The 25,430-nt window shown below is 67.7% G+C and carries 22 protein-coding genes; 7 read left to right on the top strand and 15 right to left on the bottom strand.

Annotated elements, in window-relative coordinates; genetic code table 11:
- Positions 1–47: 47 nt before the first annotated feature.
- A complete protein-coding gene (locus AAN986_RS11170; RefSeq protein WP_016446390.1) occupies positions 48–284 on the top strand; it encodes a hypothetical protein in 237 nt (78 codons plus the stop codon).
- Positions 285–303: 19 nt separating this feature from the next.
- Here the strand turns inward: AAN986_RS11170 and AAN986_RS11175 are convergent, their stop codons facing one another.
- The 4 genes from AAN986_RS11175 to AAN986_RS11190 form a co-directional block, all read right to left on the bottom strand.
- A complete protein-coding gene (locus AAN986_RS11175) occupies positions 304–1,104 on the bottom strand; it encodes an amino acid ABC transporter permease (protein ID WP_047216886.1) in 801 nt (266 codons plus the stop codon).
- Complete coding sequence (locus tag AAN986_RS11180) at positions 1,101–1,763, bottom strand: ABC transporter permease subunit (RefSeq protein WP_046238349.1); 663 nt, start codon at positions 1,761–1,763, stop codon at positions 1,101–1,103. Before AAN986_RS11180 ends, AAN986_RS11175 begins: the two co-directional genes overlap by 4 nt.
- Positions 1,764–1,766: 3 nt before the next feature.
- Positions 1,767–2,669: a glutamate ABC transporter substrate-binding protein gene (locus tag AAN986_RS11185; protein WP_016446387.1), complete on the bottom strand. Its 903-nt coding sequence runs from the start codon at positions 2,667–2,669 to the stop codon at positions 1,767–1,769.
- Positions 2,670–2,767: 98 nt separating this feature from the next.
- Complete coding sequence (locus AAN986_RS11190; RefSeq protein WP_026062110.1) at positions 2,768–4,078, bottom strand: flavin-dependent oxidoreductase; 1,311 nt, start codon at positions 4,076–4,078, stop codon at positions 2,768–2,770.
- A gap of 70 nt (positions 4,079–4,148) precedes the next feature.
- On the opposite strand from AAN986_RS11190, the gene AAN986_RS11195 reads away from it, so the two are divergent.
- From AAN986_RS11195 to AAN986_RS11205, 3 genes are all read left to right on the top strand, one after another.
- The gene (locus AAN986_RS11195) at positions 4,149–4,754 is read left to right on the top strand and encodes a TetR/AcrR family transcriptional regulator (protein WP_047216887.1); all 606 of its coding nucleotides are present in this window, start codon (positions 4,149–4,151) and stop codon (positions 4,752–4,754) included.
- Positions 4,755–4,827: 73 nt separating this feature from the next.
- On the top strand, positions 4,828–5,829 hold the full coding sequence (locus AAN986_RS11200) for an NADP-dependent oxidoreductase (protein WP_047216888.1): 1,002 nt from the start codon (positions 4,828–4,830) through the stop codon (positions 5,827–5,829).
- A 30-nt stretch (positions 5,830–5,859) separates the two neighbouring features.
- The gene (locus tag AAN986_RS11205) at positions 5,860–6,564 is read left to right on the top strand and encodes an SDR family oxidoreductase (protein ID WP_016446383.1); all 705 of its coding nucleotides are present in this window, start codon (positions 5,860–5,862) and stop codon (positions 6,562–6,564) included.
- 34 nt (positions 6,565–6,598) lie between these two features.
- On the opposite strand, the gene AAN986_RS11210 is transcribed toward AAN986_RS11205, so the two are convergent.
- A complete protein-coding gene (locus AAN986_RS11210) occupies positions 6,599–6,898 on the bottom strand; it encodes a hypothetical protein (protein WP_047216889.1) in 300 nt (99 codons plus the stop codon).
- A 502-nt stretch (positions 6,899–7,400) separates the two neighbouring features.
- Between AAN986_RS11210 and AAN986_RS11215 the strand changes: the two genes are divergently transcribed.
- Both AAN986_RS11215 and AAN986_RS11220 read left to right on the top strand, forming a co-directional pair.
- A complete protein-coding gene (locus AAN986_RS11215; RefSeq protein ID WP_349335660.1) occupies positions 7,401–10,901 on the top strand; it encodes an IPTL-CTERM sorting domain-containing protein in 3,501 nt (1,166 codons plus the stop codon).
- A 129-nt stretch (positions 10,902–11,030) separates the two neighbouring features.
- Complete coding sequence (locus AAN986_RS11220) at positions 11,031–11,510, top strand: GNAT family N-acetyltransferase (RefSeq protein WP_074931903.1); 480 nt, start codon at positions 11,031–11,033, stop codon at positions 11,508–11,510.
- Positions 11,511–11,546: 36 nt separating this feature from the next.
- Here AAN986_RS11220 and AAN986_RS11225 read toward each other — a convergent pair whose 3' ends face one another.
- The 10 genes from AAN986_RS11225 to AAN986_RS11270 all read right to left on the bottom strand — a co-directional run bounded on the left by AAN986_RS11225 (position 11,547) and on the right by AAN986_RS11270 (position 24,880).
- The gene (locus AAN986_RS11225; RefSeq protein ID WP_047216890.1) at positions 11,547–11,987 is read right to left on the bottom strand and encodes a hypothetical protein; all 441 of its coding nucleotides are present in this window, start codon (positions 11,985–11,987) and stop codon (positions 11,547–11,549) included.
- A 205-nt stretch (positions 11,988–12,192) separates the two neighbouring features.
- Positions 12,193–14,178: a HEAT repeat domain-containing protein gene (locus AAN986_RS11230; RefSeq protein ID WP_349335661.1), complete on the bottom strand. Its 1,986-nt coding sequence runs from the start codon at positions 14,176–14,178 to the stop codon at positions 12,193–12,195.
- A 189-nt stretch (positions 14,179–14,367) separates the two neighbouring features.
- Positions 14,368–14,775, bottom strand: a complete 408-nt coding sequence (locus tag AAN986_RS11235; protein WP_016446377.1) for a GFA family protein — start codon at positions 14,773–14,775, stop codon at positions 14,368–14,370.
- Positions 14,776–14,869: 94 nt separating this feature from the next.
- A complete protein-coding gene (locus AAN986_RS11240; protein WP_223275358.1) occupies positions 14,870–15,205 on the bottom strand; it encodes a hypothetical protein in 336 nt (111 codons plus the stop codon).
- A 198-nt stretch (positions 15,206–15,403) separates the two neighbouring features.
- A complete protein-coding gene (locus tag AAN986_RS11245) occupies positions 15,404–16,348 on the bottom strand; it encodes an FHA domain-containing protein (protein WP_016446376.1) in 945 nt (314 codons plus the stop codon).
- A gap of 119 nt (positions 16,349–16,467) precedes the next feature.
- Positions 16,468–18,678 carry a TOMM precursor leader peptide-binding protein gene (locus AAN986_RS11250; protein ID WP_349335662.1) on the bottom strand — a complete coding sequence of 737 codons (2,211 nt, stop codon included), beginning with the start codon at positions 18,676–18,678 and terminating at the stop codon, positions 16,468–16,470.
- Entirely contained in the window at positions 18,635–19,501 is an 867-nt protein-coding gene (locus AAN986_RS11255) for a class I SAM-dependent methyltransferase (RefSeq protein ID WP_349335663.1), read from the bottom strand. Before AAN986_RS11255 ends, AAN986_RS11250 begins: the two co-directional genes overlap by 44 nt.
- On the bottom strand, positions 19,476–20,261 hold the full coding sequence (locus AAN986_RS11260) for a BMA_0021/BMA_0022 family TOMM bacteriocin (RefSeq protein WP_013801906.1): 786 nt from the start codon (positions 20,259–20,261) through the stop codon (positions 19,476–19,478). The genes AAN986_RS11255 and AAN986_RS11260 overlap by 26 nt, the downstream gene beginning before the upstream one ends.
- Before the next feature lie 17 nt (positions 20,262–20,278).
- Positions 20,279–24,367, bottom strand: coding sequence for a TOMM system kinase/cyclase fusion protein (locus tag AAN986_RS11265; RefSeq protein WP_349335664.1), 4,089 nt, complete (start codon positions 24,365–24,367; stop codon positions 20,279–20,281).
- 165 nt (positions 24,368–24,532) lie between these two features.
- Positions 24,533–24,880 carry a hypothetical protein gene (locus tag AAN986_RS11270; protein ID WP_016446371.1) on the bottom strand — a complete coding sequence of 116 codons (348 nt, stop codon included), beginning with the start codon at positions 24,878–24,880 and terminating at the stop codon, positions 24,533–24,535.
- A gap of 143 nt (positions 24,881–25,023) precedes the next feature.
- On the opposite strand from AAN986_RS11270, the gene AAN986_RS11275 reads away from it, so the two are divergent.
- Positions 25,024–25,428, top strand: a complete 405-nt coding sequence (locus AAN986_RS11275) for a GFA family protein (protein ID WP_016446370.1) — start codon at positions 25,024–25,026, stop codon at positions 25,426–25,428.
- The last annotated feature ends 2 nt before the right edge of the window (positions 25,429–25,430 follow it).

Raw genomic sequence — 25,430 nt, forward strand, 5'->3', positions numbered from 1 at the left:
GCTCCCCACCGTGGACAGTGCCAAGTCATTGGCTGGAAGTTCTCAAAATGATCGATTGGATCCCCGTAGTCTTCGTCACGTTCAAGGCGCTCGTGTTCGGCACGGCCATGTTCTTCGCCATCAAGTGGCATTACGACCAAGGCAAGAAGAAGGGGGCGGACAGGCGCGAGCTGCTCATTGCGGGCGGCAAGATCGCTGCCGTCTTCACGCTGCTGCTGCTGTGCGTGCTGGCCTTCACCTTCGGCCTTGCCAGGATGCTCGGCATGGATCTGAGCCTTCCCTGAGGGCAGGCACTGGCGGGCCTCAGTGCACGGGCCGGTTCAGCCGCCTGCTCGCCCTGGATATCGCGTAGTTCACAAGGCAGTAGAGCACCGCCACCACCAGGTACACGGGCACCAGCGCGTGGTAGTTGGCAATGAGCACCTTGGCGTTCTGCATGAGCTCGCCATAGGTGACGATGTAGCCGAAGGTGGTGTCCTTGACCACGATGACCAGTTGCGCGACCAGCGCCGGCACGATGAAGCGCACCGCCTGGGGGAAGACGACGAACCGGAAGACCTGTACCTCGGTCAGTCCCAGGCTTCGCGCGGCATCGGTCTGGCCGCGGGGCACGGCAAGCACGCCCGCGCGGTAGACCTCGGCCACCACGGCGGCGGTGCTCAGGCCTATGGGCAGGGTCAGCATCCAGTAGGTGCTCAGCTTGATGCCGGCGGCGGGCAGCACCAGAAAGCAGACATAGATCAGCAGCAGCGTGGGCGTGCCGCGCAGGAATTCGATGACGGCGACGCTGGGCCAGCGCACGAGCCGATGCCGCGCCAGGCGCCCCGCCAGCAGCACCAGCCCCAGGGTCAGCGCAATCACGGCGGCCATGGCTGACGATGCCAGCGTGCCGAGCAGGCCCTTGGCCAGAAAGGCCCAGGTGGTGGGCCAGGCGAAGAATTCCCAGAACCGGGCCTCGAGCTGGCCTGCCGAATGAAAGCGCAGCGCGATGCCCGCGGCCAGCGCCAGCAGCAGGGCCGCCGCGATCAGGCTGGCCACCTGCGTGACCCGCCGGGCCTGCGGGCTAGGTGCGCCAAACAGAATGTCTTCCAGAGAACGGCTCATCGCAGTATCCGCAGCTTCTTTTCCAGGATGGCGCCCGCCCAGGCGATCAGCAATCCGGTGGCCACGTACATCGCGGCGGCCACGGCGAAGGCGGCCATGCCGGCAGCGGAGTCGTTGGCGATCTTGGACACGAGCGAGGTGAGTTCCCGGCCCGCCAGCGGCACCTGGGATGCCAGCGAGGTGGACAGCATCAGCGCAATGAGCAGCGACGTCATCGGCTGCACCACCGAGCGCAGCGCCTGCGGCAGCACCACGGCCGAGATGATCTGCATGGGCCGCATGCCCAGGCTGAGCGCGGCCTCGATCTGGCTGCCGGCAATGGTGTTGATGCCCGCGCGCAGATAGTCCGCCGTGAACGCGGAACACACCAGCGCCAGGGCCAGGACCACGCTGGGCTCATAGTCGATCACGACGTTGAGATCGGGCAGCGCGAACACGATGAAGATCAGCAGCGCCACGCTGGGGATGTTGCGGAAGATCTCGACGTAGCCCGTCAGCACGAAGCGCAGCGGCGGCAGCGGAAGCAACCTGAGCACCGTGACGACCACGCCCAGCAGGAAGCCGGGCAGGAACGAGAACGCGGTGAGCTTCCAGGTCAGCAAGAGGGCCTGCCAGAAGGCAGGCCCGTGGTCGGCGAGGAGTCTGGAGACGTCACCCATCGCTCAGGGCAGGGCGGGCGGCGTGGGAACGGCCGTGCTGCCGGTGCGCTGGCCGATGGAGATGGTCCACAGCTTGGCCCAGGTGCCGTCGGCTTCGATTTTCTTCAGGAAGGCATTGATGAAGGCCACGCCGTCCGAGCCCTTGGGCAGGCCGATGCCATAGGAATCCTGCGTGCCGAAGGGCGCGCCCGCCAGCCGCGCGTCGCCGGTGCCCAGGCTCAGGGTGTTGAGCAGCAGGGTGTAGTCGGTCACATAGGCGTCCACGCGGCCCTGGCGCAGGGAGTCCAGCGCTTCCTGGTGCGTCTGGAACTCCTGCACGACCGCCTTGGGCGCGTGCTGCGCCAGGATGGCAGGCCCCGTGGAGCCGGCCTGCGTGGCGACCTTCTTGCCGCCCAGATCGCTGTACGACTGCACGGTCTTGTTGCTTGCCTTGACCAGCACCCCGGCCTGCGAGGTGTAGTAGGGGCCGGCAAACGAGATCTTCTCGGCACGGGCGGGGGTGATGGAGTAGGTGGCAATCACCATGTCCGCCTGGTTGTTGATCAGCACCTGCTCGCGCGTGGACGAGGTGACCTGCGCGAACTGGTACTTGGACGCATCGCCCAGGATGTAGCGCGTGAGCAGCTGGGCCAGGCCTGCGTCGAAGCCGCGGATCTTGCCGTCCTTCTCGTTGAGCAGGGAAAACAGATTGGAGGTCTGGGTGCTGCCCAGGCGCAGCGTGCCGGCCTGCTTGATCTTGCTGGCCCAGGTGCTCGATGCGATGGTCGCGGCGTCGGCGACGGGGCCTTGCGCAATCAGGGCGTCGAACGCCGCTGTGTTCAGGGGCGCGCCCTGCGCAAAGAGCGAACCGCTGCCCACGATCGCCAGTGCCACCACGGTGGATTTCAGAATGGATTGGATCGGCATGGGGTCTTCCTGCTGGGTCTGTGATGTAAATCTGGGGATGGCTGCCAGGGGCAAGGGCCGATTATGGCGACTCGCGGCCCTTGCCGCCGCACAAGGGCTCAGGCCCCGGCCACGCGCTGCCCCGGCGCAATGGTGGGGGGCGCGGCGTTGAGCGTCTCGATCGCAAAGCCGGCAGCGGCCTTGTATCGGGCCATGAAGCCCTCGCGCTCCTCGCGTGGCAGCACCTCGTCGATATGGTCGAAGACGCCGCCGCAGCGCTCGTCCACCAGCCCCAGCAGGCCGAAGGGGCCGGCCCCCCGGTTGCGCAGCACCAGCGCCGAGAGGTCCTTGCACAGCTTGTCGTCATAGGCGCGCAGCGCCTGCGGGCCCACGCCGTGGGCAAGGAACTGCGCACCCAGAACGCGCGCGTCCACGATGGCCTGGCTGGCGCCATTGGAGCCCACCGGGTACATCACATGCGCCGCATCGCCCAGCAAGGCCACGCGGCCGTCCACCCAGGTGGGCACGGGGTCGCGGTCGATCATGGGGTACTCGAAGACATCCGTGGCGCCGCGCAGCATGGCCGGCACGTCCAGCCAGCCGTAGTCCCAGCCGTCGAAGTGGTGGATGAATTCCTCCAGCGCCACGCGCCGGTTCCAGTCGCCCTGCCGCCAGCCGCCCTGGTTGTCCACCGTGATCTCGGCGATCCAGTTGATGGTGGCCAGGCCCGTGACGGGGTCCGGCGGCGTGATGGGGTACAGCACCACGCGATGGCGCAGCGAGCCCACGCCCACGAAGGACGCGCCGGTGCGCACCGGCACCCCGGGCGTGGTGCCGCGCCACATGATGGCGCCGCCCCACTGTATGGGCGGCTGCGTGGGGTGCATCTGCGCGCGCACGGCCGAGTGCAGGCCATCGGCCGCCACCAGCAGCGAGCCCTGCACCTCCAGCCGCTGGCCATCGCGGGTGTCGATGAGGGCGGTCACGCCCTCGGCATCCTGCCGGTAGCCCACCACGCGCCGGCCCAGCTGCACGGCGTCGTCGCCCAGGCGCTGCCTGACGGCGTTGAACAGCATCATCTGCAGCTGCCCGCGGTGCACCGCGTACTGCGGCCAGCGGTAGCCGGCCTGCAGCCCGCGTGGCTCGGCATACACCTCGTTGCCGTTGCGCCCGACCAGCGCCCATTCCCGGGCCTGCAGGCCGATGGTGTCCAGCACATCGTTGCCGAAGCCCAGGTCATGCAGTTCCCGCACCGCGTTCGGCTGCAGGTTGATGCCCACGCCCAGCGGCTGCAGCTGCGCCACCGACTCGAACACGATGCAGGGCACGCCGATCTGGTGCAGCGTGAGGGCAGTGGCCATGCCACCGATGCCGCCGCCGGCAATGAGCACGGGGCGGGATGGATTGTGGTGTGAAGCAGCAGCAGACATGCCGGGATTGTCCATGCAATGGCTGCGGGCGGATGTCCCATCTGCGGTGCGTGCATGGCGCAAACAATGTATGATGACCATCATGCGAAACACAAATTCCAGCACCCGGGCTTCCGCCAAGGAGGCCACGCATGAGCGCATCGTCTCCGTGGCGGCGCGTGCCATCCGCCGCAGCGGCTATGGCGGCACCGGGGTGGCTGACATCATGAAGGAGGCGGGCCTGACCCATGGCGCCTTCTACGCCCACTTCGCCTCGCGCGATGCCATGCTGGCCGAAGCGGCGGGCAAGGCCTGCGCGGAGTCCTGCGCCGCCGTCGCCGACGTGGTGGCCAAGGCACCGCCCGGCATGGTGCTGCAGGCCATGCTGGCCGCCTATCTTTCCAAGGAACATGTCCAGCGCGCCGAGGTGGGCTGCCCCCTGGCGGCCCTGGGCTCCGAGACCTCGCGCCAGGCGCCGGAGGTGCGCCGCGTGGCCACGGGCCACATCAAGGAAATGGTCGATCTCATCGCCCGCCAATCACCGGACTGGGGACAGCCCGGTGCCCACGAGCGCGCGCTCGTCACCTTGTCCACCATGGTCGGCAGCCTGCTGCTGGCACGGGCAGTGGATGAGCCTGGCCTGTCCGACAGCCTGCGCGAAGCAGCGCTCAAGCACCTGGCGCCGGCCGGCCATTGATGGCGCATGCCCTGTACATGTGCCTGGATTTTTTTCGTCGTTACATATGATGATCATCATATAAAGGAAGACCATGAAGGCATTTGTTCTGGAAAGCTATGGAGCGAACCGCGCCTTGCAGCTGGCAGACGTACCCGAGCCGCAGCTGCGTGACGACGAAGTCCTGGTCCAGGTCCATGCCGCAGGCGTGAACCAGCTGGACTCCAAGATCAAGGACGGGCAATTCAAGCTCATCCTGCCCTATCGCCTGCCCCTGATCCTGGGCCACGACGTGGCCGGCGTGGTGGTCAAGGCCGGCCCGCGCGTGCGGCAGTTCAAGCCGGGCGACGAGGTCTATGCACGCACGGACGATTTCCGGATCGGTACGTTCGCGGAGTTCGTGCCGGTCAAGGAGTCGTCGCTGGCGCCAAAACCCAAGGGGCTCACGATGGAAGAGGCGGCCTCCATCCCCCTGGTGGGCCTGACGGCCTGGCAGGCCCTGGTGGAGACGGCGAAGCTGTCGAAGGGGCAAAGGGTCTTCATCCAGGCCGGCTCCGGGGGCGTGGGCACGTTCGCCATCCAGCTGGCCAGGCACCTGGGCGCCACCGTTGCCACCACCACAAGCGCTGCCAACTTCGAACTGGTCAGGAGCCTGGGTGCGGATGTCGTCATCGACTACCGCACGCAGGACTTCGAGGATGTCCTGCACGACTACGACGTGGTGCTCAACAGCCAGGACGGCAAGACGCTTGGCAAATCTCTGCGCGTGCTCAAGGGCGGCGCGAAGCTGATCTCCATCTCCGGCCCGCCCGATCCCGCATTTGGCAGAAACATCGCGGCGCCCGCATTCGTGCGGCTGGTGATGCGGCTGCTCAGCTCCGGCATCAGGCGCCGGGCGCGAAGCCGTGGCATCGACTACTCCTTTGTCTTCATGAAGGCCGACGGCGGCCAGCTGCGCGAGATCACCCGCCTCATCGAGGCGGGCGCCATCCGCCCGGTCGTGGACAAGGTCTTCGCATTCGAGTCCACCAACGAGGCCCTTGCCTATGCCGAAGCCGGCCACGCAAAGGGCAAGGTCGTCATCAAGATCCGTTGAATCTGTTTCCCCCCACCCCTGGAGTGCTCCATGAAAATTGAAAACGCTGTTGTTCTCGTCACCGGTGCCAATCGCGGCATCGGCCTGGCCTTCGCACGCGAGCTGCTTGCCCGTGGCGCCCGCAAGGTCTACGCCGGCGCGCGCGACCCCGCCACCGTCACCCAGCCCGGCGTGCATGCCCTGCAGCTGGACGTGAACCGCCCGCAGGACGTGGCCGCCGCCGCAGCGCAGGCGTCGGACGTCACGCTGGTGATCAACAACGCCGGCATCGCGCAGCCCGGCGGCTTTCTGGCGCCCGACAGCGAAGAGGTCGCCAGGCGCATCTTCGAGACCAACTTCTTCGCCGTGCTGCGCATGAGCCAGGCCTTTGCGCCGGTTCTCAAGGCCAACGGCGGCGGGGCCTTGCTCAATGTGTTGTCGGTGGCCTCCTGGGTCAATGGCGGCGAACTGGCCGCCTACTCGGCCAGCAAGTCGGCCGCCTGGTCGCTCACCAACGCCCTGCGCAGCGAGCTTGCAGGGCAGAAGACACAGGTGCTGGGCCTGCACATGGCCTATGTCGACACCGACCTCACACGCGGGCTTGACGCACCGAAGTCCAGCCCCGAGGACATCGTCAGCCGCGCGCTGGACGGACTGGAGGCCGGGCTCGATGAAGTGCTGGCCGACGAGCTCACCCAGCAGGTCAAGCGCGGCATGACGGCGGCCCGGCCAAGCTATCTGCCGCAGGGCGCCTGAGCCTGGATGACCGCCACAGCCCGTGGCCGGACCATCAACACAGGCCGGGCCATGAAGTGCGCGCCATGGCAGATCCGCAGCCCATGGCCTGGGCCTCGGTGCCGGCGTAGTCGGCCAGCGTGTCGGCGCTGTCGCGGATGCTTTGCAGGGCACGGGCCACCACGTCCAGGTGGCGATGGCCCTTGGGGGTCTCCAGCCATGCCAGGGCGAGCTGGGCGATGGCGGAGATTTCTGCACAGCCTTGCTGCACGAGATGGTCCACCTGGGTGAGGGCGTTGGACAGCTGCCGGGTGCTGTGGCTGTCCGTGGTGGGGGAGGGCTGGGCGGGGTTCATGCCATGTCCCTCCGCAGTTGGCCAAGCACAAAGGGCTGGCATGAGAGAGGGGCTGCGCCAAAAGACGGCGCGCAGGCGAGAGAAACGGCGTTCATTGTTCCGTGCTCCATTGCGGATCGAATCCACAGGCCATTGCATCTGCATTGACTGATGGATTCGGTGTACCAAGCCTCGCTTTCGGAGAGGCTGTGCCGCTATACGACGGATGTTTTGAAGCATCAGCCCCGGGACAGGGGGCCGGGGCGGATGATAGCGCGGGTAGGGAGGGGAACGCCCCTTTTTTGGGGAGTGAGGCTTGCGAAACGTCCAGTCAAGCGCGGCACGAACGCACAGTCAAGCCGCCAGGGCTGCGCGCCCGCAAGATGGCCGGCAGTGCGCATCCGCCCGTGCCACACGCTTGCATCAACATGGCTTTCAGCGCTTGATACACAAGCGCTGAAAGCATTTTTCATGGCCGATCGCGGCTGGGTGGAACACCGCTTCACCCACCCACCCCATCGACATGAAAACCCTTGCCCTTCGAATTGCCATGCTGCTGCTGACGGTGGCGGCTTCAGTGTCTGCTGGTGCAGTCACGGTATTCGACAACCTGGCAGCCGCCAATGACCCGTGGCTCATCCAGCACAACTCCAGCTACCACACCAAACTGTGGGTGGCCAACCGCATCCCGATTGGCAGCCAGTCGCTGCGCATCACGCAGGTGAAGATGAATCTCACCCAGATCGACCAGTTCGAGCTGCAAGTGTGCGCAACCGACGCCAGCGCCGCCACGCCGTTCGTGGACATGACGGCCTGCGCCCCCTTCACCGCCGACGCGGCCACGCCGGGCATGCGCGTGTTCACGGGCGACCGCATCGTGGCGGCGGGCGACTTTGCCTGGGTGGTGGTGCGCAGCATCGGCCAGACCATGATCCGCCGCCAGATCACCACGGCCACCAACGACGGGCTGACCTGGTATTCAGGCGCGAGCCACAACCCGGCCTGGGTGGCCGAGCCGCAGACCTCCATCGGCATGACGGTCGAGGCCGGCTCCGTGCAGCTCGATGGCGTGTGCGGCAGTGCCAGCAGCACCACGCCTCGCCGTTATCCGCCAGACGCCTTGCTGTGCAGCGTGGGCACGACCAGCGGCGTGATGGGTGAAACCTACTCCTTCTCCTGGGTGTGCCAGAGCAGCTACGGCGGCAACCCTTCGCCGCAATGCTCCGTGCCTCGCGCCTACCTCGTTACCTCCCAGGCCACGGGCGGCGGCAGCATCGAGGCAGGGCGCGATGTAGCGGCGGGGCAGCAGGCCAGCTTCACGCTCACCACGCCACCGGGCTATACGGTGCAGGTCAGCGGCTGCGGCGGATCGCTTGCGGGCAACACCTACACCACTGCGACCATTACCGGCAATTGCACCATCAGCGCCACCTTCGCCCCGCCGCCCACCAATGGCGCGTGTGGCAGCACTGCGCCTTCGCTCACCTTGCCAACCCTCTTGTGCAGCGCCGGTTCGGCCACCAACCAGTCTGCCGCGTCCGACGCCTTCCGCTGGAATTGCGCGGGCATCAGCGGCGGCACCACGGCCGCTTGCCTGGCACCGCGCCAGTACATGGTGACAGTCAACACGGATGCGGGCATTGCCAGCGCACAGTGCACCCCGAACCCCGTGACCCATGGCTCCAGCGCCAGCTGCACGGCCACGGTGCACGACCCTGTCGCCCGCCCCTTCAGCGGCTGGGGCGGCGCCTGCAGCGGCACGGGGGCTTGCCAGCCCGTGGTTCTCGGGGCTACCACCGTCTCTGCCAACACGACGCTCATCACCTACGCCATCACTACCACTGCCACCACGGGCGGGAGCATGTCTTGCACGCCCAACCCCGTGCCCCACGGCCAGGCCGCTGGCTGCACTGCCACGCCGCAAACGGGCTTTCAGTTCACCGGCTGGACGGGCGATTGCGCGGGCACGGGTGCATGCCAGTTCACCAACGTGACCAGCGCGCACAGCGTGGGAGCCACCTTCGCGCCGATTACCTACGCCATCGCCACCCCTGCCGTCACCGGCGGCAGCGTGAACTGCACGGCCAACCCCGTGCCCCATGGGCAAGACACCATCTGCGTCGCCTCGCCCGCGATGGGCTACCACTTCACCCATTGGTCGGGCGATTGCGCGGGCACTGCCAGCGCGTGCATTCTCTACAACGTGACCAGCCCGCGCAGCGTGGGTGCCACATTTGTACTCAACACCTATTCCATCGGCATCGTCCCCGCCCCGGCCAACGGCACAGTCACCTGCACGCCCAACCCCGTCACCCACGGCCAGGACGCAAGCTGCACCGCCACGCCCGATGCGGGCTACCACTTCACCAGTTGGTCGGGCGATTGCACGGGCACGGGTGCATGCCAGTTCACCAGCGTGACCGCGTCGCGCACCGTCTCGGCCACCTTCACGCCCAACACCCACTCCATCGCCACCCCCGCCGCCGTCAACGGCACGGTCACCTGCACGCCCAACCCCGTCACCCACGGCCAGGACGCAAGCTGCACCGCCACGCCCAATGCGGGCTATCACTTCACCAGTTGGTCAGGCGATTGCACGGGCACGGGGGCATGCCAGCTCACCAACGTGACCAGCCCGCGCAGCGTGGGTGCCACTTTCGCGCTGAACACCTACCCCATCAGCATCGCCCCCGCCACCACCAACGGCACGGTCACCTGCACGCCCAACCCCGTGACCCACGGCCAGGCCGCAAGCTGCACCGCCACGCCCGATACGGGCTATCACTTCACCAGTTGGTCGGGCGATTGCGCAGGGGCGGGAGCATGCCAGCTCACCAACGTGACCAGCCCGCGCAGCGTGAGTGCCACCTTCGCGCTGAACACCTACCCCATCAGCATCACCCCCGCCCCGGCCAACGGCACGGTCACCTGCACGCCCAACCCCGTCACCCACGGCCAGGACGCAAGCTGCACCGCCACGCCCGATGCGGGCTATCACTTCACCAGTTGGTCGGGCGAGTGCGCAGGGGCGGGGGCATGCCAGCTCACCAACGTGACCAGTCCGCGCAGCGTGAGTGCCACCTTCGCGCTGAACACCTACCCCATCAGCATCACCCCCGCCCCGGCCAACGGCACGGTCACCTGCGCGCCCAACCCCGTCACCCACGGCCAGGACGCAAGCTGCACCGCTACGCCCGATATGGGCTATCACTTCACCAGTTGGTCAGGCGATTGCACGGGCACGGGGGCATGCCAGCTCACCAACGTGACCAGTCCGCGCAGCGTTTCGGCCACGTTCACCCACGACCCGGTCGATGCGACCTGCGGCTCAGCGGCCAACGGCGCTGTGGCCTTCAAGCCCAGCGCGAATCTGTGCGCCACGGGTACGCCAGGGACCGTGCTATCCGCCGGCGGCCAACACAAATGGCAGTGCAGCGGTGAATATGGCGGCGCAGCGCAGCAGTGCAGCGCACCGTGGCAGGGTGCGGGCGGCAACGGCAATCTGGGGGCGGTGGAGGTGGATGGCGCGAACGGCTGGGAGATCAGCAGCGCCGCCTTTGCCTCCACCTTGCCCGCGCCCTTGCCGTCCCATGTGCGTGCGGTGCACGCGCCGCTGGGCCTGGTGCTGGGGCGTGTCGCTGGCAATGCAGATGCACAGGTGACCGTGCACTTCACCACACCAGTGCCGCAGGGGGCCGTTTATTACAAATACGGCCCCAGCCCCGACGGGCTGGGCTGCACCGGCGCTGCCTGCGCGCAGCCGCACTGGTATGCGCTGCCCGGCGCGCAGTTTGCACCCGACGGCCTGAGCGTGACCTTCACCCTGGCCGATGGCGGCGTGGGTGACAGCGATTCCGTGCCCAACCAGATCACCGACCCCGGCCTGCCCGTGCTGCTGGCACCGCAGGCCATACCCGCGCTCGGCCCCTGGGCGCTGGCACTGCTTTCGCTGCTGGCAGCGGGTCTGGTGGCGGTGCGTTGCCGAGCGTCGAGCAGTGGTTGCGCACCGCCGATCAGAAAGTGAAGCCTTGGCTTGCAGCGGCAGCAACCCCGCACTGTGGACTGCTGCCCCTTGGTTGACGCTCAGATAGACGGTCGGCAACCACCGTTTTGGTAGGCTTTGAATTTGATGGATAGACAACCAGATACAGGCATGAATTTGAAATTTAAGCGGCTCACTGAAGTTGATCCGGCTCACATTGTTTCGCTGAACAACAATCCAGATGTGCTGCGACAAATGCCGCTTGGAAGTGCGAATTTCGACCTGGCGAAAGCAAATGAATGGGCTCGGCAAAAGGATGCCCAGTGGCAGCAATACGGCTATGGGCCATGGGCGTTTGAAATTGATCAGCAATTTGCCGGCTGGGGCGGTTTGCAGTACGAGGAAGGTGATGCCGACCTCGCTTTGGTGCTTCACCCCAAATTCTGGGGAAGTGGCAAAGCCATCTATCAAGAGATAGTGAAACGTGCATTCACTGGCTTGGGGCTGAGCTCCATCACAATTTTGCTGCCACCTTCAAGAACCAGAATAAAAGGGATTCTCAAGCTGGGATTTCGGCCAGATGGCGCACTGGATATCGAGGGGACTCGCTTTTTGCGCTATCGCCTGCATGCACCCGGCAAACCCGCTTGACCAGATCTTTGGGCAGCGCGTCTTGATCCCGCGCGCTCATACCTTGGCGAGGAAGGCCGCTGCATCACCCGCTTCACACTTCCAGTCTGCGAAGACCCCAACCAGATTGCACTCCACGCAGCGGCAAGCGATGTAGTACCAGCGCACGTCGTGTGTGCCTTCGTACACGGAGACGCCGGACATCAGTTCGAACGTCTCGTTCTCGCACACGCACTCGTGTGCCTCGGGGGTGGCCTCTTCAACATATTCCGCGCTGTCGCCCATCAGGTGTTCCTGCCCGCAGTCGGTGCAGGTGCGGATGGCCACGCCGGCTTCTTCATCCGTCTGCAGCGCAAAAGTCCGGCACCCGCAATCGCATTTGGACGAGGCAAACCGGACGGCCTCATGAAGATTCGCAATGCTGTAGCTGCGCAGCTCGGCTTGGGTGTCGCCGGACGTTGTCCCGTACCAGAACTCGCCCTTCTTCGTCAGTGCCATTGATACTGTTCCATTCTTCAAGTTGGGCTTCCCGGCAGACCTGACGCCAAGCTTTCCCGATCGTCTGGATTTTGCCTGAAGGCACGGTGAATCTTCGTCAAGGGGCCGGGCAGCTCTCAGCCTCAAGCAGCCGCACCGAATGCCGGCTCTACAGCGATGGCAGATCCTGACCGGGCGCACCGCAATCCGTGCGGGGATGTGCGTGTCAGCGTTCCCTGCGCAGCTGTCTGGCACTGGCCAACAGGAATGCGCGCGTGCCCGGCGCGCCCAGCCCATCGAGTGCGCCACCATCTTGCGCGCCCATGGCCAGCCAGGCTTGCATTGCGGCCTGCGCCACCTCCAGATGAAACTCTTTCAGCAGCAGGCGGACAAGCGGTGCCCCCGCCGCAGGGTCTGCGATCTGCCCCAGCGCCATGGCTGCTGCCTGGCGGCGGCGCGCGTTGGGGCTGCTCAGTTGATCGATCAGTGCAGGCACAACCGTCCGGTCGCCCAGTCTGCCCAGACGGCCCAAGGCTTCCAATATCTCTTCGGTGGCGAGGTCGGCCTGCAGCGCCCGTATCAGGTCGGGAATCGCCTCGCGCGTGGCTGCCTTCGCCAGCGTTTCGGTGATCAGTCGGGCATCAGCCGGCGATTCGGCTTGCAGCAATGCCGCAGCCAGCGCCGCGCTGGCCTCGGCGCTGGGCGTGGCTGACAGCGACAGCATGGCGGCGTCCCGCAACGGGTTGCGGCGGACCATCAGAGGCGCCAGCAAACCGGCCCCCTGGGGGTCGCGGAACTCGGCAAGCGCCATCACGTAGCGGTGTCGCAAGCTGTCGCCGGCTGCCTGGGCTGCAGCGATCAGCGCAGGCAATACGTCAGCCCCTTGCGCTGCCAGCGCTTTGCAGACGTGGTGGACGTATTCGTTGCGGATGCCGGGTATCAGCCCCAGGAGCAGGGCCTGCACCTGGGGGCCGCGAAGATTCTGGCAGGCGTACGCCACGGCGCTGGCATTCCAGTGGTGGGGGTCGTCCGCCAATGCCTTCGCGAAGCCTTCGAAACCCTCTGCTGAGCCCATCAAGGCCAGCGCTTCGGCCACGCCCACGGCGTCGCCGCCGCACAGCTGGGGCAGCATGGCGCGCAGATGCTGGGCCGCTTCCTGGGGCGCGGTGCGCGCCAGCTGCAGCGCGGCGGCTCGCCGTACCTGCAGCGACGCCGTGCGCAACCCTGCGCGGGGCCACTGCGACTCGCCAGGCCCTTGCAGCTGGGCCAACACCTCGGCCAGCTCGTCGGCATCGCGCGGTGTCCTTGCCTGCTCCAGCGCGGCCATCAGTTCAGGCACGGCTTCCTGCGCCTTCAGCGGGCCCAGCGCCGGTGCTGCAACGGTCACTCCGGCACGCAGCAGTGGCGCGATCGCACGCGCGTCGCCCAACTCGCCAAGCACCTTGACCAGTGCCGTCCTCAGCTCCCGCGGCATCCCGCGGCGCGGGTGTTCAAACGTCTCGATCAGCGGGACCACGGCTGCCGTATCGCCCAGGCGCCCCAGTGCGCTGATACAGGTCCCGCGGACTCTGGCGTCCGCATCGTGGAGTCCTTCCATCAGCAGGTCCAGGCAGGCGTGTGTGGATTTCTGGACCACCGCGCTGCACAGCGTGTTGATCACCTCGCCAAAGTCTTTCTTTTTGTCGGTCTCCTCACGCCGCAGCGTGCGGATGGCCTCCAGCAGGTCGGCGATCCAGTGTTCGTCGGCGTGGCTGTGAATGGATGTCGCCGCATACTCGCGCACCGCTGCGCTGCGGTGACCCAAGGCCTTGAACAAAGGCGCCCGGGCCTGTGGCGAGGAGATACGGCCCAGGTACATGCAGCCCGAGCAGGCTTCGTCAACGCTCTTGGACTTGGCCATGCGCAGGTACAGGGGCAGTGCCTCATTGGAGGGACGGATCAACAAGGCCTGCCTGGCCGCGTCAGCCACCTTTGCGTCTTCGTCCAGCGTCGCGCTCACCAGGAGCGCGGGAGCGCGGTCCGCCAGCTCCAGCAGTGCATTTCGGGCCAGGGGCAGCTGATTTGCCGGCGCGGACCTCATGAATGTCGTGATGGCCTCGAAAGCCACTGCGGGGGCAGCGCAGGACAGCGCTTGCAGCGCCAAGAAAACATCGACGTTTTTTGTGAAGCTCTGCAGCTGGTCTGCGAGTGCCTGGCTTGGGTTGTCGTTCATAAGTACTGGAAGGGCCGGTCCGGATTGCCCTGGTTCTGCTTGTCCGAGAAGACCACCAGCACAGGCTCGTCTGGCGCGCCCTGCATCATAGGTGCCGCCCCAGGGCCGCCACTGGACAAGTCGTCCACCGGTCGACCGGCCGGTCAGGCCTTGGCATCCGGCCGCTTTTGGCCGACCCCATCCGCCCGGTCACCTTGTCCCACCATCCACCCACGCCATCCCCGCCCCCCGGTTCACATGCCGCTGCCTGCCCACGACAAACTCCGAATCCAGCGTGGCCAGTGCGACGGAGATCCATGCGCCTTCTTCGTAGTGCTGGCTGTGCCATGACAGCGATGAGCCGCATTGCTGGCAAAAGCAGCGCGTGATGCCGGGCGATGAGGCAAAGGAGCGCAATTGCTCCTGGCCCCGGGTGAAGACAAGGTCCTTTGCCGGCACGCTGCCGTAGGTGGCGAATGCGGCGCCGTGGGCCTTCTGGCAGATGCGGCAGTGGCAGTGCGAGACGGCCTGGGGCGTGGAGCGCAGTGCATAGGCGATGGCGCCGCACAGGCAGCTGCCGGTCAGGGCAAGAGGGGGGCTATCCGGGGCGTTGCTCATGGTCGGGCGGGCACGAAAAAAGGCGCATGCCATTGTGCATGCGCCCCAATGCCGCGACAGGGATGCGCGGCAACCCCAGGAGTCATCCGTTTCGTCAGTCGCCGATGACCTGCAGCCCGCTGCCGTCCCCATGCGCCTGCAGGCACATTCTTCCGAGGTCGTTGAGAAAGCGCAGCACCGGCATCTCGCCCACGCAGGCGGGGATGGCGGCCATGATGTCGTTGTGCAGTTCCAGCAACTGGTCCGAGGCCACGAACATGGCGGCGGATTCGCCGTAGTAGTGCCGCCAGAAGTCCTGCAGCAGGCCGTGGCGGGCCTTGCCGACGACCAGGGGATAGCCGTTTTCCCAGACCTGTGCGTCCATGGAAAGGCTGGCCAGGCCAGGGTCAACGGGCCGCGCGCTGGCGGGGATCAACAGTACACGTCGCATGTCCATGCTCATTTGCGGTTTCCAGGTGCGCCAGTGGACTCGGGCAACCCGGTCCGGGAGGAGGGTGAGAGGTCCTTGCCGCAGGCGGCAGGAACCGGTTCCCACTTTATTGACGTGTGCACAACAAGAAAATTACAGCTGATTACATACGGCGAGCGATGCGCCGTGTGCCTGCCGTTCTCCGTTGCAGTTCGCCGTTCAGGCGCTGCGCGCCCCGCCCTCGATCTCGAACGCAAAGTCCCCGAAGCGCAGGCTGCCGCGCCGCCGCTCCACCAGGGCCGGCAAGGCCGCGCATTCGGGCAGGGCGCTGAGGATCTGGTGCTTGGCGCGGAAGATCTGGATGTTCACGTACGACGAATCCACGCCCAGCATGCGCGAGAGCGCGTCGAGCTCTATCCAGCCCTGGCTTGCGGGGGCCAGGCCCTTGTGGGCGTCCTGCTGGCGCACGCGGGCCAGGGTGACCAGGGTGTAGTGGTGTATGCGTTCACCCAGCGCAATGGGCTTGCCGTCGCTCATGACGGTCAGGCTGGCGTGCTCCTCGTTCTGGCTGACGTGGAAGCGAAAGGACACGTCCGGCGGCTTGGGCGCATGCGGGTCGAAGCTGCTTTCCCGCGTGGATTCCAGGTCGTCGCATTGCACGAATTCCCAGCTGCCTGCGGAGGTGTGGACCATGGCGCCGTCCACCAGGGGCTCGGTGCCGTCGCCGGACTCCAGCAGCCAGCGCCCGTCTTCGAAGAAGACGTTGGCTTCGGGCTCCTGGGCGTCGGGCAGCAGGGTGCCGCGCGGGTTCAGGGCCAGGGGGGCGTCCTGGGGCAGGCCCGGGCCGGGGCTCAGGCAGGTGACGGGCGGCCCCAGGTCTTGCACGGTCCAGGCCGCTTCTGCGCCTTCGCCCATGCTGAGCCTGGCGCCCACGGTCAGTACGGTCCAGCGGCCGGCGACCAGGCGCACGCCGTTGAGCATGGTGCCGTTGCGGCTCTGGTCCACGATTTCCCAGGTCTGCCGGTTCCAGCGGAACAGGGCGTGGACCTGGGAGACGTCGGGCGCCTTCATGACGGTCTGGCAGACCGAGGGGTGGCGGCCGAAGGTATGCAGGGGCCGCAGCACGACGATGCTGCCGTCGAGTTGGTTACGAAAGAGGGCCATCGCCTCGAATTCTCCTTGGGGCTTGTGTGAACAGGGGGTGGGCTGGGGGCGCATTGGCCCGGAGCCGGCAGCCTGTTGCCAAGCCGAGAGAGTACATGCCCGCTGCGCGTTTCAGTTTGTCAAACGTACAGCGCCTGCGGATTGAACTCGGATTCCTGCAGCGGACGGCTGCGCCAGCCCAGGGCCACGGGCACGTCGCGCAGCCGTGGATTGCCCAGTTCCGGCCAGATATGGCACAGGCCCGGAACCACGACCTTGACGGTGTACAGAGGGATGTCGGGGCGCGAGTGGTCGTAGACGATGGTTTCCAGGCCCAGGCCCCGTGCGATGTCCACGCAGTGCGCAATGGCCCGGGCAATGTCCGGCGGCGCGGTGTCCGCCTGCTGCGCAGGCTGTTGCGGCGGCGCATCGGTGCCCTCCAGCGGATGCAGAAAGGCCTGCACCTGCTGCGGCACGGCAAAGCCCTTGCCCGCCGCGATCAGCTGGCTGATTTCGGTGAGGGCGCGTTCGCAGGCCAGGGCGCGGTCCAGGCTGCAGCCAAAGCCCACGGCCCAATGGCCGGTATCCGCGTGGCGGCCCACGCAGACCACGACCGGTATGCCGAAGTCATGGGTGATGTCCAGCAGCCAGTACGACCATTGCGGGCCGCAGCTGCGCGCCAGGCGCTGGCGCGTGGCTGCGGCGATGCCGTCCAGCGCGATGGCGGGCCTGCGGATCTGGCCGTACCACCAGATGGCGGCGGCGTCGCGTTCCACCAGTTCCATGAAGCCTTGGAGGATGGCCTCTTCCCGTGTGTTGCCTGCGGCGCAGCCGTTGGAGGTCCAGCCCACGTGGTGCTGGCTTTGCGCGGGCGCATGGGCCAGGCAAAAGCCCAGCGGCAGGTAGCGGCGCGCATCGGCGGTCAGGGACCAGGCGGGCGCCCACCACAGGGGGTCGCCCTGGCCGGCGCCGGGGGCCACGGCATGCGGCGGCCTGTCGGTGGCAAAGCGGGCGGTCTGCCGGTCGCTGAAACGGGCCAGCGCTGTGGGAGGAATGCAGGGCGCATCCAGCTGCGCGGCGGGGGCGACGACCACGGCTTCATCGCCCTGGTGGAAGGCGGCGTAGCGCTCCACGGCTTCGCACATGGCGCTGGCGCGGGCCTGCATGGCCGACAGGCCCTTGCCCAGGCACAGCTGTGTCGGGGGGCCTGCCAGGAAGCCGCTGCCAGGCGCGGGCGTTCTGAAGATTTCGCTGCGGTAGACGGTGAGCGCTTCGTCGGTCTCGGCCGTCAGCGGCGTGACCCGGGCAATCACGCCGGTCAGCGGGCTGACGTGCCGGGACAGGCGCTGCACCGTGGTCTCGGCCGGCACGCTGCGCCAGCCGCCGTCGGCGCGCGCGGCATGCGTGCCGGGAACTGGCGCAATGGGTTCGCGTTGGCGCAGTGCCATCAGCCCCGGTGTGCCGCAGTGCGGGCATTGCGGGCGGGCGGCCACGGGGTGGGCCTGGGGGGGCTCCAGCGTCCACACGGTTTGCGCCGCATCGGTGTGCGCCAGCAGGCGCTGCACCGTGGGCAGCAGGGCCTGCAGCCGCGTGGCGATGAGGTCGGCGCCGGCGCGCACGGGCGGGCAGCGGCCGCTGTCGTGCGGCGAGCCGCCTTGCGCGGCGCGTGCGGGATGGTTGCGTTGCCAGCGGTGCGCCAGGCAATGCCAGCAGGCCGATGCGGTGCCGGCATGGGGCGTGAACAAGGGCCCGGCCATGGCCTGCTCGCCCGCGGGCCGGACCAGCAACCAGGGCCGGCCTGCGGCACGCTGGCCGGCGTCGATGGCGCCCAGGCGCGGGTCCAGGTAGTCGTCGCAGAAAACGATGGTGAGGGGGGCGGGGGCTGGTGCCTGCGTGGCCACGGCCGCAGCCCAGTGGCAGGCGGCTGTGCTGTCCAGCGCTGCAGTCAGCAGGACGATGTCGATCTGCTCCGATGCCTGCAGGCGCACGGGCGGGGCCGAGAAATCCGGTTGCAGATAACCGTGGCCGTTCAAGTCGCTGTGCAGCACCGGCTGGACCAGGCCCTGGCGCAGCAGGGCGCCCAGGGCGTGCAGCATCTGCGCAAGCGGCGCATCGGGCGCTGTGGCGCAGTGCTGCATGAGGCTGGTGCCGGCCTGCAGCGGGGCGTTGAGCGCCAGCACGGCGGCGGAGCCCAGGGCCAGGGTGTCGCGTTCGCTGGTCAGCAAAAGGCGGTCGCCCTGCTGCACGGGGGAAAGGAATTTCTCGTGCCAGCGGAAGGCGTCGGCAAACAGGTCCGGGGCCGCAGGCTCAGGCAAGGGACGGGGCTCCCAGTTCAAGGCGGACGACGGCATACGGATGCTGGCCGGTGGTGGCGTGGAAGGCGGTCTCGAACAGCTGGTGCTGCTGCGAGAACCGGGCATACAGGTGCTCTTGCAGGCTGATGCGGATGGCGGGGTGGATGCGCTCTATCTGCGCGCCGTCCGCAAAGCCCGAGACGACGGGCAGGCGCATTCCGCCCACCTGCATGGGCAACCGCGCAAGGGCCGGGTGCACATGGTCGAGCACGACGGTGCACGGCGGGCTGCCGGGCGCGGCAAAGCGCTGGGCCAGCTGCTGCAGCATGGCCTCCAGCGCCGCCTGGGGAAGATAGGGGCAGACGCCTTCCAGCAGCACCAGAACGGGCTGGTTGCCGGGCAGGGCGGCGGTGTCCAGCCAGGAGGTGTCGAGGATGGAGCAGGCGAGGTTGGCTTCAGTGCCTGCAATGTATTGCGCGCGCAGGGCGATGGCGTCGGGCAGGTCCACGTTCAGCCAGCGTGCGGTGCCGGCCTCGGGTGCCAGACGGTTGCGCCGCGTGCACAGGCCTGCACCCAGCGCAATGCACAGGCCGGGCGGATGGGCGGTCAGAAATTCGGTGGTGAGCCGGTCGAACAGCTGCGAGCGCAGCACCACGCTGCGTACAAAGGCGGGGTCGGCCGCATGGGCCTCGCTGGCCTGGGGCAGGGCGGCGGCAATGCGGCGCGCCTCGGGGTCGGAAAAAGGCGGCAGGTCCGGCAGTTCCGAGGAAGCTGCCGGACCTGCCGCCCGGGCACGTGCCGCCAGCGTCAGCAGCAAGGTGGCCGTGGCCCCTTGCAGCTGCGCCGGTGCCGTATCAGCAGGTGAAGGGGTAGGCGTCACCGGTGTTGTTGTAGGAGGTGAGGGCGATGGCCCACAGGTCCTGCTCGGCGGGTGCCACCGGGTAGTTCAGCACGATGCCGTTCTTGATGGCCGTGCCGTCTGCGCGCTGCAGGTTCCATTCGCCGCGTGCCGCATCCCAGGTGAAGGCCTGCTCGGTCTCGAAACGCACCTGGAAGTTGAACGGGTTGTTGTAGCCCAGCCATTGGCTCAGCACGGGGGCCTTGTCCTTGCCATCGTCACGTGTCAGCTCTGCGTGGAACTCGGGCGACTGCCAGGCCAGGGCGATGGCGCGCAGCACCACGCCGCCAAAGGCCAGCAGCGAGTCGGGGCCGCCGCCGGGGATGCCCAGGCCCGTGGGCAGGGCGGCCCTGAGCGTGCCGTTGCTCGGTTCCTCGAACGAGGTGCTGACGCCCATGAAGTTGGGGAACAGCTGGTAGTAGGCGGCCAGGGCCTCGGAGGCGTGGGTCTGGGGCGCCTGGGGCAGGACGATGACGAATTCATCGTCAGGGCCGATCCAGCCGGCCGTGAGCACGGGCTTCCATTCGGCGCGCTGGGTGGGGTCGTCGCTCAGGCGCAGCGACACATCGACCTGGGGCCACTGGGTCGGCAGGCTGAAGTCGCGGTGCAGCATGGGCTGGATGTCGCGCTGCCCCAGCAGATCACGGCGGTAGGCGTCATCCTGCCAGGAGCGGGCGATGGCCCGCAGGTAGGCAAGGCGGAATGCGAGCAACGGTTCAGTATTCTGCAGCTGGGTGGTCATGTGACTTCATCCTCGGTTCAAGAAAAATGCGCCGGGCCGGGCCGGGGCCCGGACAGGAGCACGGACAGTTCAGGCCGCAATGCGGCCAGCTCACTCAGGCGCGCGGCCACGTCCGGCCTGGCGGGTGCCAGGGCCTGCGACAGGGCCAGCGCCTCGGTTTCGGTGCGGTACTTGCCGGCGGTGCGCGCAGTCCCTGCCGCCTGGGCCAGGCTGTCCTGCACGGCTGCGTGGTCTGCGCCCATGGCCAGCAGGAAGCGGGCCTTCTTCAGGTGCAGCTCGCTGCTGTGCAGCCGCTCGTCCAGCACGTCGGCCAGGCGCAGGCACTCGTCGATCTTGTCCAGGGCCTCGGCCCAGCGCCCGCTGGCCGCCAGCATTTCGGCGACGAAGGAGCGGTAGTAGGTCTGGCAGTAGCGGCAGCCCATGTCCCAGAGCACCTGCGCCGTTGCGCTGGCGCGCGCTATGCCTTCGCTGTCTTCGCTTGCCGTGCCCTCGCCCAGGGCCCAGCAGCGGATGATGTCCGCATAGCCCGAGAACGCTGGCAGGCCGTAGCGGGCCGTGATGTCCAGCAGCTCGCCCGTGGTGGCCAGCGCGCTGGCCCGGTCGCCGCGCGCCTGGTGGACCAGGCCCTGGTAGAGCAGGGCCATGCTCAGCGAGGGAATGTGCGAGACCTCGTGCGCCAGGCGCACGGCGTCGGCCGCATCGGCCAGCGCGGCCTGGTCGAAGCCGGCGAACCAGCGCACCAGGGCGCGCCCGCAGGTGGCCCAGACACGGGTGTCGAAGCCGAACTCGGCCGCATGGTGGGCATGGGCCACGGGGTCGTAGCGGGTGATGGCGTCGGTCAGCGCTTCTTCGGCCTGCTCGAATCGGCCGTCGGAGTAGTGGGCCAGTCCCAGGTAGGTCTGGGCGGCCACCAGCACGCCCGTGTCCTGCTGGCGCACGGCCTGCTCCAGCAGCCGGTGGCTGAGCTGGCGCACTTCCTCGCGGTTGCTGGCCACGTGGTGGTAGGTGATCAGCATCCACAGGTGCTGCACCTGCTTGTAGTCGGCCACGGCGTTGGCGCCCGGGCCGGCCAGCAGCTCCTGCGACAGCGCGATGCTTTCCACCACCTGGGCATGGGCCCAGCCGTGCTTGTTCATCAGCGCCTGGGTCACGTAGCTGTTGACGTCCAGCCGCGCCTCGCGCTGGGCCACGCCCTGGAGCTGTTGCAGCCAGTCGTCGATGTGGCGCGCGTAGGCAATGGTTTCATCGTTGAGCGAGCGCAGCTGGGTGATGCGCAACTGCCGCACGGCCAGGGCCACGGCCTGGGCGTGGTCTCCGGCGTCCGCCCAGTGCTGGGCCACGCCTGCGGGTTCCGCCGCAACGCGCTGCGGCTGGTGCTGCATCAGGGCCAGGGCCACGTCGCGGTGCAGCAGCCGGCGCTGCGATACCAGCATGCATTCGTAGGCCGTGTCGCGGATCAGCGCGTGGCGGAACATGAAGGCGCCGGCGCCCGCACGTTCATCGGCAATGACCAGGCCGGCCTGGCCCAGCTGCGCCAGTTCCTGCTCGACCTCGCCTTGCGGGCGTTCCACGCAGGCGCACAGCAGGTCGAACTCGAAGTGCCGGCCCATGGTGGCGGCCAGCTGCAGCAGGGGCTTGAGCGGGCCGATGCGGTCAAAGCGGCTGACCAGCGAGTCGCGCAGCGTGAGCGGAATGGCGGCCGGCAGCCCGGCATGGCGAAAGTCCCAGACGCCGTCTTCCTCCACCAGGTGGGCATCCAGCAGCATGCGCGCCATTTCCTGGATGAACAGCGGCACGCCGTCGGTGCGCTCCACCACGTGGCGGATCACGGCGGGGCTGAGCCGGCGCGGTGCCAGCGTCTGGCGGGCCAGTTCGGTGGCCTGGGCGTCTTCCAGCCGCCGCACGTCCACGCAGTCGGCCTGCAGGCCTTCGGGCGGTTGCCACTGCGGACGCGCCGTGAGCACCAGCAGCACGCGCCGCCCGGGCAGGCGCGCTACCAGTTGCTCCAGCAGTTCGATGCTGGTGGGGTCGGCCCAGTGCACGTCCTCGACGACCAGCAGCAAGGGCTCGGCTTCGGACATGTGCAGCAGCCATTGCGCGGTGGACTGCAGCAGCAGCGCCCTTTGCATGACGGCCGAGATGCGGCTGGGCTCGCAGTCGCCCAGGGGCAGCGAGAGCCAGGCGCACAGAATGGGCAGGGCGGCCTCGGCATCGCAGCCTGCGGCGCGCAGGGCTTCGCGCATCTGCTCGCGGTGGTCCTGCGGGGGATCGGCCGCCTCCAGCCGCTGCCGTATCAGGCCCAGGAAAGGGGTCAGCGCGGTGTTGCGATGCTCGGGCTGGCATTGCAGCACCACGGTGTTCGCGCCCTGTGTCCTGGCGTGGACGAGCAGCATGTCGGCCAGGCAGGATTTGCCGATGCCCGGCTCGCCGCGAATCCACAGCGCATTGCCCCCGGCTTCGCGGGCCCGCGCCCATGCGTCGTGCAGGCGCTGCAGTTCGGGTTCGCGGCCTATGCACTGCAAGGCTGCATCGGACACAGGTCCCTGCAGTAGCTCGGCTGGCTGCTCCAGCTCCAGGCGATAGGTCTGCATGCCCGTGGGCTGGCCGGGCAGGCGCAGGCTGCCGGCCTTCTCGAAGCGCGCATGACGCGACAGCAGGCGGTGGCTGCTTTCGCTGGCCAGCAGGGTGCCCGCATCGGCGATGGCCTCCAGCCGCATGGCCACGTTGACGGCATGGCCCGAGGGCGCTTCGCCGCCGACCACCACGGCCATGCCGGTGTGCAGGCCCATGCGGATTCCCAGGTGCAGTCCGTGGACCTGCTCGATGGCGGCTGCGCGGCTGCGGCTGAGCGTCAGCAGCTCCTGGGCCGTCATGCCGGCCTGGCGGGCATCGGTGTCGCTGGTGTGCGGGTAGCCGAAGAGCACCAGCATGCGGTCGCCCAGCGTGCCCGCCAGCATGCCGCCGCGCCGGGTGGCAACGTCGGAGAACAGCGTGAGTTCCTCGCGCTGCAGCAGTTCGATGTCTTCGATGTTCAGCCCCTGCGAGGGCTGGCTTGAGGTGCCCGTCGTGCCGTCCATGCCGTGGGTGTCGCTGCCCGGCCAGAGGGAGACGCTGCAGCACAGCACGGTGAGCTGGCGCACTTCGGAGAACACGCGTGTGGTGGCCACGGTGCGTGTCAGGTCCGCCTGCTGCACCTGGGCGGCGGCGGGCAACTGGCCCACCAGATCGTCCAGCCGCACGCGCATGAGGTCCCTGAGCAGGGCCGCCGCCGAGTCGCTGCGCTCCGCAGGCCGCTTCTTGAGCGCCTTGCGCAGCAGGGCGGCGATGGGGTGGGTGGAGATGGCCGGCGGCAGCTGCACTTCCTGCGGGCTGAGCTGGCGGTGCACGATCTCGGCCACCGAGGCGCCCTGCACGGCGGGCGTGCCCGTCAGGCATTCGAGGAACATCAGCCCCCAGGCATACAGGTCGGTGCGGGCGCTGGGCGGCTCGCCGCGCAGCTGCTCGGGGGCGCTGTAGGCGGGCGTGCCAAGGCATTCGTCGCCCATGGTGAGCTGCGAGACCTGCGGGCCGGCAAACTGCGGGATCACGGTGCCGATGCCGAAGTCCAGCACCATGGCGTGGCGCACCGCGCCCGTGGAGGTGACCATCACGTTGTCGGGCTTGAGGTCGCGGTGCACGATGCCGGCGGCATGCGCGCAGTCCAGCGCATCAAGCACCTCGGCCATGAGGCGGCCGGCCTCGGCGGCAGTCAGCACGCCCTGGCGGCGGATCAGGCTCTTGAGGGTCTCGCCGGGCACATATTCGAAGACGCCGTAGACGCAGTCGCCTTGCTCGCCCTTGTCCAGCAACTGGACGATGTGGGGATGGTGCAGGGACGCGCACAGCATGGTCTCGCGGTGGAAGCGCTCCACCTGGCGGCCGCCTTCCTGCAGCCTGACGACCTTGATGGCCACCGATGCACCCGTGCGCCGGTGTCGCGCACGGTAGACGGTGCCGTAGCCACCCGATCCCAAGGTTTCCAGCAGTTCGTAATCGGGTATTTCCAGGGGGGCTGGCGCCACCGGGGTCACCGCAGCTTGCGTGGGGTTGGTGATGGCATCGTGCATTTCAGCCTCGGTTGGGTATCCTCCTGGAGGGTATCCAGTCGTCCATTTGTCATACGGCAGACCGTGCTTTTGATACCGTTCGTTACTATAGCGTACGTCCGAATGCAATTGCCTGTTTTTGCCTACGTGCTTGCCCATGGTTGCCGTCGCCGTGGCGTCCGGCGCTCAGTCCAGTTGCAGCAGTGCGCTGACGGCGGTCTGCAGCATGTCCACCAGTTCCGGGTCCATGTAGCGGTACTCGTCAGGAATATCGAGCACATGCAGGCGCTTTTGCGCCAGCAGCCGGCCGTAATCGGCCTTGAGGCGGGACTGGTGCCTTTCCTCCATCACGAGAATCACGTCGGCCCAGGCCACATCGTCGGCCGACACGCGGTGGCGGGCGCCCGCACTGGTGCCGCCCGAACGCACCTGCAAGGCAGGGTGCCTGCGCCAGACCTGCTCTGCCGTGGGACTGCGCCACTGGTTGCGGCTGCAGACGAAGAGGACCTTGAGGCGGTTGTCATTGCGGGGCATGGTTGACAAGGGGGATGGATGGTTGAGAGGACTGGCGCGCAGTGTAGGGCGCGGCGATTTGCAGGCGGCCCGCCATCGCCTATGATGCGCGACACCTGTGAATAATCCCAGGTACTCGCAACCCACGGAAAGGTCCACGCACCATGAACGGTCACTGTCTTTGCGGCGCTGTCAGCTTTGTCTCTCCCCAGGCCCGGGAAATCGGGGCCTGCCACTGTGGGTACTGCCGGCGCTGGGGCGGCGGCCCCATGCTGGCGGTGCATTGCGGGCCCGATGTGAAGTTCGAGGGCGGCGAGCACATAGGCACCTATGCCTCCTCCGAATGGGCCGAGCGCGCCTTCTGCAGGCAATGCGGCACGCACCTGTACTACCGGCTGCACGCCACGGGCGAGTACTTTGTGCCGGCCGGCGCCTTCGAGTCGCAGGACTTCGAGCTGGCCACGCAGATCTACATCGACAGAAAGCCCGGCTACTACGACTTCGCCAACCAGACGCCGACCATGACCGAGGCCGAGGTCATCGCCCAGTACGCGCCCCCGCAGGAATGAGG

The sequence above is a fragment of the Delftia sp. DS1230 genome (assembly GCF_040112715.1).
GTDB lineage: Bacteria > Pseudomonadota > Gammaproteobacteria > Burkholderiales > Burkholderiaceae_C > Comamonas > Comamonas tsuruhatensis.

Coding starts and splice junctions, on each gene's coding strand:
- AAN986_RS11265 (WP_349335664.1), bottom strand. CDS start 24,367: ATGCACGATGCCATCACCAACCCCACGCAAGCTGCGGTGACCCCGGTG.
- AAN986_RS11185 (WP_016446387.1), bottom strand. CDS start 2,669: ATGCCGATCCAATCCATTCTGAAATCCACCGTGGTGGCACTGGCGATC.
- AAN986_RS11275 (WP_016446370.1), top strand. CDS start 25,024: ATGAACGGTCACTGTCTTTGCGGCGCTGTCAGCTTTGTCTCTCCCCAG.
- AAN986_RS11175 (WP_047216886.1), bottom strand. CDS start 1,104: ATGAGCCGTTCTCTGGAAGACATTCTGTTTGGCGCACCTAGCCCGCAG.
- AAN986_RS11250 (WP_349335662.1), bottom strand. CDS start 18,678: ATGCCGTCGTCCGCCTTGAACTGGGAGCCCCGTCCCTTGCCTGAGCCT.
- AAN986_RS11225 (WP_047216890.1), bottom strand. CDS start 11,987: ATGGCACTGACGAAGAAGGGCGAGTTCTGGTACGGGACAACGTCCGGC.
- AAN986_RS11210 (WP_047216889.1), bottom strand. CDS start 6,898: ATGAACCCCGCCCAGCCCTCCCCCACCACGGACAGCCACAGCACCCGG.
- AAN986_RS11270 (WP_016446371.1), bottom strand. CDS start 24,880: ATGCCCCGCAATGACAACCGCCTCAAGGTCCTCTTCGTCTGCAGCCGC.
- AAN986_RS11190 (WP_026062110.1), bottom strand. CDS start 4,078: ATGTCTGCTGCTGCTTCACACCACAATCCATCCCGCCCCGTGCTCATT.
- AAN986_RS11220 (WP_074931903.1), top strand. CDS start 11,031: ATGAATTTGAAATTTAAGCGGCTCACTGAAGTTGATCCGGCTCACATT.
- AAN986_RS11245 (WP_016446376.1), bottom strand. CDS start 16,348: ATGGCCCTCTTTCGTAACCAACTCGACGGCAGCATCGTCGTGCTGCGG.
- AAN986_RS11260 (WP_013801906.1), bottom strand. CDS start 20,261: ATGACCACCCAGCTGCAGAATACTGAACCGTTGCTCGCATTCCGCCTT.
- AAN986_RS11195 (WP_047216887.1), top strand. CDS start 4,149: ATGATGACCATCATGCGAAACACAAATTCCAGCACCCGGGCTTCCGCC.
- AAN986_RS11215 (WP_349335660.1), top strand. CDS start 7,401: ATGAAAACCCTTGCCCTTCGAATTGCCATGCTGCTGCTGACGGTGGCG.
- AAN986_RS11205 (WP_016446383.1), top strand. CDS start 5,860: ATGAAAATTGAAAACGCTGTTGTTCTCGTCACCGGTGCCAATCGCGGC.
- AAN986_RS11170 (WP_016446390.1), top strand. CDS start 48: ATGATCGATTGGATCCCCGTAGTCTTCGTCACGTTCAAGGCGCTCGTG.
- AAN986_RS11180 (WP_046238349.1), bottom strand. CDS start 1,763: ATGGGTGACGTCTCCAGACTCCTCGCCGACCACGGGCCTGCCTTCTGG.
- AAN986_RS11230 (WP_349335661.1), bottom strand. CDS start 14,178: ATGAACGACAACCCAAGCCAGGCACTCGCAGACCAGCTGCAGAGCTTC.
- AAN986_RS11235 (WP_016446377.1), bottom strand. CDS start 14,775: ATGAGCAACGCCCCGGATAGCCCCCCTCTTGCCCTGACCGGCAGCTGC.
- AAN986_RS11200 (WP_047216888.1), top strand. CDS start 4,828: ATGAAGGCATTTGTTCTGGAAAGCTATGGAGCGAACCGCGCCTTGCAG.
- AAN986_RS11240 (WP_223275358.1), bottom strand. CDS start 15,205: ATGCGACGTGTACTGTTGATCCCCGCCAGCGCGCGGCCCGTTGACCCT.